The organism is Rhodococcus sp. EPR-147, assembly GCF_001647185.1.
Lineage (GTDB): Bacteria > Actinomycetota > Actinomycetes > Mycobacteriales > Mycobacteriaceae > Rhodococcoides.
Map to the genome: position 1 here is coordinate 1 of NZ_LVCU01000527.1, position 6,586 is coordinate 6,586.

Consider the following 6,586-nt stretch of genomic DNA (forward strand, 5'->3'; position numbering starts at 1 on the left):
CGATCTCCTGGGATCCGGACAAGGACGCGGCCGTCGATCGCGCGCACGATCGCTTCCGCTGGTTCGCCGGTGGCTGGGCCGTCAACGCCGATCTGCCGACGACGGCAGGTTTCGCCGGAGCCACCAAGTTCGTCCGCAAAGAGGATGTGGCCGACACGATTCCGTGTGGACCGGACCTGGACGCCATCGTCGAGGCCGTGAAGCCGTACTGGGAGGCCGGCTACACCGACATCGCACTCGTGCAGGTGGGCGACGAGACCCAGGAGCGCTTCCTCGCCGAGGCTGCCGGCCCGCTGTTGGAGAAACTGCGCGCTGCGTCCAGCTGACCCGACGTTCCACGAGGCCCCGATCGAGAGCATCCGATCGGGGCCTCGAGCTGTCACTGGACGTGAATGTCCTTGCGGTCGAGCGCCCTGCCGGCCGATGCGACAACCGAGACAGTGAGCAGCGCCGTGGCCGTCAGGACCGAGAGTGCGGCTCCGGTGGTCGGCGAACCCGAGTCACCGAAAGTTCCGGAGGTCAACTGGGTTGCGCGAGTGGCCAGGGCATAGGGCAGCACGAAGATCGCCCCGGTCACCTCGGCGGTGAGGAGGAACACCGACATACCGGCCCCGACGAGAGCGATGGCAATCGGCACCGCGAACGACCTGACAGCCATCGACAGAGCGGAGTGCAGTGCCGCGACCGGTAGTGACCCCACCACTATCAGCGCACCGGTCGCGAGGAGCTCGGAGGGGAGCGTTCCGTCGAGCGAGAAGACCACCTTGCCGAGAACAACGACGGCTGCCAGCATGACGATGTTCATGGCCGCGGTCAGTGTTGCCACCACCGCGGTCTTGGCGATCACGATGCGCGCCGACGGAACCGGCCCACTCATCAGGGCATTCCAATTCCCGCCTCGGTGTTCGGATTTCCAAACCAGTGATGCCAGTACCGCAACTCCGAGTGCGAGTGGGAACAGGCCCCAGAACACGACTGTGCGCAACCACAATGTGCGCCATCCCTCTGCCAATTCTGCGCCCGACGCGATCGTGTTGAACGTTCCGACCCCCGCGATGATCAGCGGAAGGAGAACGACGACCGCCCATGCCTGCGAGCGCCTGAGCTTGATCATTTCGGCCGAGAACGCATTCATGCTCGTACCTCCTGTCGATCGAGTCGAACGGTCGTGAGCCAGAACGACACTGCCCCGACAACTGCGAGGGCTGCGATGCTGGCGTAGGACGGGTTCAGCGTCACCACCTGTTCGCCTCGGTAGTCGGCGGCAGACGCCAAGGAGTAGTAGCCCCACGGCGTCAGGTGTGCTGCCCAGGAGGGAAATCCGGAGGCGCAGATCGCGATGACGGTACCCACGATGCCGATTCCCAGCGCGACCAGTTGGTTGTCCACACGCGCTGAGATCAGCAGGTGCACAGCGAGTATCACGAGGTTGATCGTCACCGCCGCCGCCGTATAGCCCAACCACAGGGCGGCAGGCAAGGGTTGGGTCACTCCGATGACGGTTCCCAGAAACACACTGCCAGCACTGGCCGCCACCGTCGCGCCGGCAACGACGAGGCCCGTCGAGACGAGCTTCGCGCGCACGAGGGCTCCGCGGTCGGCTCCATTGGTCCGGTTCAGCAGCCAGCCGTTGGATTGGTGCTCGACTTCCATGGTGCGGCTGGCTATCACGGCGAGCAGCAGCGGGGATGCGACGGGGATGGCAAGGGACAGCCCGGCCAGTGGCAGTGCCCAGGAGACCATGGTCGAATCCTTCGACGCTGTTGCGGTGAGAGCGCCGACGAAGGTCAAGCCGACGATTGCGGCGACCGACACAGCGGCGATCGCGCCGATGTGCAGGTGCCTGAGTTTGGCGAACTCGTTGCGTACGGTCGTCACAATCGGCCACCCTTCGTCAAATTCATGAATACGTCTTCGAGCGACTGATCGTCGCGCCGAACGCCGTAGACGCCTGCGTTCGCGCCGACGAGTTCTGCCACCACCTGTGCGGCACCTCGATCGTCGATGCCGGACAGTCTCAGCGTGTGATCCTCGATCTCGACCGAAATGCGCTGTTGCAGAACAGAATGCGCACAAGTTGGATCGATGACGTCGATGAGTACATCCGGAGTGGCGGCGGCGAACAGCTCGTCGCGGGTGCCTTGGAAGATCAAGCGCCCCTGGCTCAGGATCCCCAGCATGTTCGCCGTCTTGTCGATCTCGCCGAGTAGATGGCTCGAGACCATCACTGTCACGCCGTGTTCGGCGAGATGGCGGAGCAGGCCGCGGATCTCTTCGATGCCTGCCGGGTCCAAGCCGTTGGTGGGCTCGTCCAGGATCAGAAGTCGTGGTTCGCGCGCGAGCGCCATCGCGATGCCCAGGCGCTGTTTCATCCCCAGTGAGTAGTTCTTCACCTTCTTGTCGAGGTGCTCCTGCAGCCGGACGGTGGCCACCGCCCGGTCGATCTGTTCGGCGTGCAATCCGAGCGAGCGTTGCACGATGCGAAGGTTTTCCGCACCCGTGAGATGGCCGTATCCGGGTGGAGCTTCGATGAGTGAACCGATGTGCGAGAGCACTCCGCGGCGGGTCTCGTGATTCATCGGCTTCCCGAGGATCTCCACCTCGCCGGAGGTCGGTCGGATCAGGGACAGCAACATTTTCATGGTCGTCGATTTGCCCGATCCGTTCGGACCGAGAAAGCCGTAGACGCAGCCCTCAGGAATGCGAAGGTTCACGTCGTCGACGACGGTATGGGTGTCGTAGCGCTTGCCGAGGCTGTGAGTTCTGACGATGTCCATGCCTCGACGGTCCCGCATTCGGCGGCGAGAATCGTCGGTCCCGAGTATGTCCGGTGTCCTACTCGGGTATGACTTGCCGCCGGGTGGCGGCGCTACGGAGCCAGGGTCGACAGATTCTTCGAGATGCTCGACGTCAGTGCTTTACCGACGATCGCGGCGAGGCCGGGGACGGGTGCATCGAATCCGATCGTGTAGTCGAGCTCGGTGCCGCCGTCGGCGGTGGGGGTGAACTTCTGCACGCCCCAGTGGCCGCGTAGCGGGCCGCCCTTGGTGATGCGGTACTCGATCAGCGAATGGGGCTCGGAGGTGATCGTGGTTTCCTCGAACGCAGGAAGCGGACCCAGCTTCAGGCTGCGCGTCGACCCGACGCCGTTGCGGGAGGTGTCACCGTCCCGAACGCGGCCGATCTTCGCCATGAAGAGCGGGCCGAGGTTCTCGTGCTCCGACAACGCCGCGAAGACGACCTCGGGGGGAGAGACGAACCGGTGCTTGACGTGTACGCGGGTGGGGGTCGGCATGGGTCGTGAGATCCGTTCGCTCGGGGTCGACAGAGTCGACTCACAGTAGCCGTCCACCGCGTGAAAAAAAGGACCCATTCGATCGAATCGAATGGGTCCCTCTTCGTGGTCCAACTGTCGGGGTGGCGGGATTCGAACCCACGACCTCTTCGTCCCGAACGAAGCGCGCTACCAAGCTGCGCCACACCCCGTGTACCGCTGGAGAAGTCTAACTCACGACTGCCTCGGAACGCGAAACGCCCTCGTCGGAGACGTTTTTCGGACCCGTTCTCGGGGCCGGAGTCAGCGTGATCAGGGTGGCCTCGGGGCGGCAGCAGAACCGCGCAGGCGCGTACGGCGACGTTCCGATGCCTGCCGAGACGTGCAGCTGGGTGTGCGCGCCCCACTTGGACGGGCCCTTGACCCGCGAACGATCGATCTCACAGTTCGTCACCAGCGCGCCGTAGAACGGAAGGCACAGCTGGCCGCCGTGGGTGTGCCCGGCGAGGACGAGGTCGTAACCGTCCTGAGCGAACTTGTCCAGCACTCGCGGCTCCGGGGAGTGCGTGATGCCCAGGCGCAGGTCTGCGAGCGGATTGGGCTGGCCCGCGATGGTGTCGTAGCGGTCGCGCTTCAGATGTGGGTCGTCGACGCCCGCCGACGCGATCCGTACCCCGGCCACCTCGAGCTCGCGACGCACATGCGTCACGTCGAGCCAGCCCCGCTCGGAGAACGCGGCCCGCAGGTCGCGCCACGGCAACGAGTCGCCGGTGGTGCGCTTGTGGTTCTTGTCGAAGTACTTGAACGGGTTCTTCGGCTTGGGCGCGAAGTAGTCGTTGCTACCGAACACGAACAGGCCAGGCCGAGCCAGCAGCGGCCCCAACGCCTGCACGACGCTGGGCACGGCGCGCTGGTGCGAGAGATTGTCTCCGGTGTTGACGACCAGATCGGGTTCGAGGCGGTCCAGTTCACGCAACCAGTTCTGCTTCATCCGCTGTCCGGGCATCATGTGCAGGTCGCTGATGTGGAGTACGCGCAGCGTCGCCGAACCCGGCTCGAGCACCGCCATCGACGTCTCACGCAGCGTGAACGCATTGCGTTCGATGAGTGTGGCGTATCCGAGACCCAACGCCGCCGCGCCCGCCGTTCCGATCACGGAACTCTTCAACGGTGCTGCTCTGACGGCGTCGCGCGCCTGCTCTGCGGCGGAGCGCAGTTGCGAGGAGGCACTGCGCAGTTGTGTGGAGGCACTGCGCAGTTGCGTCGACGTGCTGAGAAACGAGGGACTGAATTGTGCGGACACCTCATCCACGATACGGCAGCAACCGGATATGGACGTGCGAGCCGAGGACTGCGCCGCGTAGCGTTTCCGCCATGTCCGAACTCAAGGCCCGCCTCCGAACCGACCTCACCGCAGCGATGAAGGCGAAGGACAAGCTTCGCCTGGCAACGCTGCGCATGATTCTCGCCGCCATCCAGACCGAGGAGGTCTCCGGCAAGGAGGCCCACGATCTGACCGACGACGACGTTCTCAAAGTGCTTGCCAAGGAAGCGAAGAAGCGCGGCGAATCGGCCGTGATCTACACGCAGAACGGCCGCGGCGAACTCGCTGCGAACGAGCGCGCCGAAGCGCAGATCATCGACGAGTACCTGCCCACGCCCTTGACCGACGAGGAATTGGCGAACATCGTCGACACCGCGATCGCCCAGGTCGCCGAAGACCTCGGGGAGCGACCGGCGATGAAGCAGATGGGTCAGGTCATGAAGATCGCGTCGGGACTCGCCGCAGGCAAGGCCGACGGATCGCGACTGTCGAAGGCTGTCAAAGACCGCCTGTGACAATCGATGTGAGTGGAACCTCGTAGTGGACTACGAGGTTCCACTCACATGCGGCGGAGCCGCTCAGCGAGGTGCCGTGATCCCAGGGATCGCCGGAATCTGGATGCCCGGCGGTAGGTCCGGGATCTGGATGTTCGGCAGCGCGGGTGCCGGAGCCGGAGCAGGTCGAACCGAACCGTCACTGACGTAGATCGTGATGTTCGATCCGGGGACCGCCGAACCCGACGGGGACGTCGACACCACGGTGCCGCGAGCCGCCTGGTCGGCCGTGGTGGCCACCGTCACCTGGAAGCCTGCGCCCTGCAGAGTCGATGTCGCCGACGACTGGCTCTGGCCGGTCACGTCGGGTACCTGGCCGTTGGCCGAGCCGCGGACGTACTTCTGGTCGACGGGTGGCAACGCGACGGGTCCGAAGTTGGTGGCAATCGGTGTCATGGCGTCGAACCACGTTCGAGCCGGCTCGTTACCGCCGTACAGGTTGCCCGAGCTGCATGGCCGCAGCGGGAACGAGCAGATCTCGCTCGGCGTCGGTGAGTCGCCGTACGTGTACACGGCGGCGGCGTAGTTGTTGGTGAACCCGAGGAAGCCGGACGACCTGTTCGACTCGGTGGTGCCGGTCTTGCCTGCCATCGGCAGGGTCCAGCCGGCGGAGCCGGCCGCTGCGGCGGATGTGCCGCCCGGCTGATCGTCCTTGCTCATGGCATTGGCGAGGGTGTTCGCCAGTCCGGGCTCGACGACCTGCTCACACGCCTGGTGAGCAACCGGAACGGGCTTACCGTCGCGGTCGAAGATCGAGTCGATGGGGGTGGGCGGGCACCACATGCCACCCGAGGCCAAGGTGGCAGCCACGTTGGACAGCTCCAGCGGGTTCACCCAGGTCGGTCCGAGGGTGAACGAGCCGAGATTCTGATCCTTCTGGAAATCGGCCATGGACTGGTCGGTGCCCGACGAGCCGGGGTCGTTGTACGACCGCAGGCCCAGGCGAACGGCCATGTCGACGGTCGGGGTGACGCCGACCGACTCGATCAGCTTGACGAAGGCGGTGTTGGGGGACTGCGCCAACGCGTCGGTGATGGACAGCGACGCCGGGTAGTTGCCCGCGTTCTCGACGCAGTAGGTCGCTGCCGGGCAGTTCCGTGCACCGCCGTCGCCGACGCCCTTGACCTCGACGCGCCTGGGCACCTGCAGCGTCGCGCTGGTTCCCAGTCCGCGCTCCATCGCCGCGGCGGTGGTGAAGATCTTGAAGATCGAGCCCGCACCGTTGCCGACCAGCGAGTGCGGCTGTGGCTGCACCGTCTCGTCGTCGTCGGCATTGAGGCCGTAGGTGCGGCTGCTGCCCATGGCGAGAACTCGGTGCTGGTCCTGGCCCGGCGCGACGACGTTCATGACGGTGGCGACGCCGTCGAGGTTCGGACTGGTGTTCTCCACCAGAGCGGCCTTGGTGGAGTTCTGTACCGCGGGGTCGAGCGTCGT

General features: G+C 65.3%; 7 protein-coding genes, 1 tRNA gene and 1 pseudogene. 2 read left to right on the forward strand and 7 right to left on the reverse strand.

What is annotated here, in order from left to right:
• A pseudogene (locus A2J02_RS22935) lies at positions 1–326 on the forward strand (LLM class F420-dependent oxidoreductase); the annotation flags it as partial.
• Positions 327–379: 53 nt separating this feature from the next.
• Here A2J02_RS22935 and A2J02_RS22940 read toward each other — a convergent pair.
• The 6 genes from A2J02_RS22940 to A2J02_RS22965 all read right to left on the reverse strand — a co-directional run bounded on the left by A2J02_RS22940 (position 380) and on the right by A2J02_RS22965 (position 4,442).
• On the reverse strand, positions 380–1,135 hold the full coding sequence (locus A2J02_RS22940; protein WP_068054070.1) for an ABC transporter permease: 756 nt from the start codon (positions 1,133–1,135) through the stop codon (positions 380–382).
• A complete protein-coding gene (locus tag A2J02_RS22945) occupies positions 1,132–1,878 on the reverse strand; it encodes an ABC transporter permease (RefSeq protein WP_068054071.1) in 747 nt (248 codons plus the stop codon). The genes A2J02_RS22940 and A2J02_RS22945 overlap by 4 nt, the downstream gene beginning before the upstream one ends.
• Positions 1,875–2,777 carry an ABC transporter ATP-binding protein gene (locus tag A2J02_RS22950; protein ID WP_068054072.1) on the reverse strand — a complete coding sequence of 301 codons (903 nt, stop codon included), beginning with the start codon at positions 2,775–2,777 and terminating at the stop codon, positions 1,875–1,877. Before A2J02_RS22950 ends, A2J02_RS22945 begins: the two co-directional genes overlap by 4 nt.
• Positions 2,778–2,869: 92 nt before the next feature.
• Positions 2,870–3,295, reverse strand: a complete 426-nt coding sequence (locus A2J02_RS22955) for an SRPBCC family protein (RefSeq protein WP_068054078.1) — start codon at positions 3,293–3,295, stop codon at positions 2,870–2,872.
• Between the two features lie 117 nt (positions 3,296–3,412).
• A tRNA-Pro gene (locus A2J02_RS22960) sits at positions 3,413–3,486 on the reverse strand.
• 17 nt (positions 3,487–3,503) lie between these two features.
• Positions 3,504–4,442, reverse strand: a complete 939-nt coding sequence (locus tag A2J02_RS22965) for a metallophosphoesterase (protein ID WP_231893981.1) — start codon at positions 4,440–4,442, stop codon at positions 3,504–3,506.
• Between the two features lie 206 nt (positions 4,443–4,648).
• Between A2J02_RS22965 and A2J02_RS22970 the strand changes: the two genes are divergently transcribed.
• Complete coding sequence (locus A2J02_RS22970) at positions 4,649–5,113, forward strand: GatB/YqeY domain-containing protein (protein WP_068054074.1); 465 nt, start codon at positions 4,649–4,651, stop codon at positions 5,111–5,113.
• A gap of 63 nt (positions 5,114–5,176) precedes the next feature.
• On the opposite strand, the gene A2J02_RS22975 is transcribed toward A2J02_RS22970, so the two are convergent.
• The coding region (locus A2J02_RS22975; RefSeq protein ID WP_156516352.1) for a penicillin-binding transpeptidase domain-containing protein at positions 5,177–6,586 on the reverse strand (1,410 nt) is incomplete at its 5' end.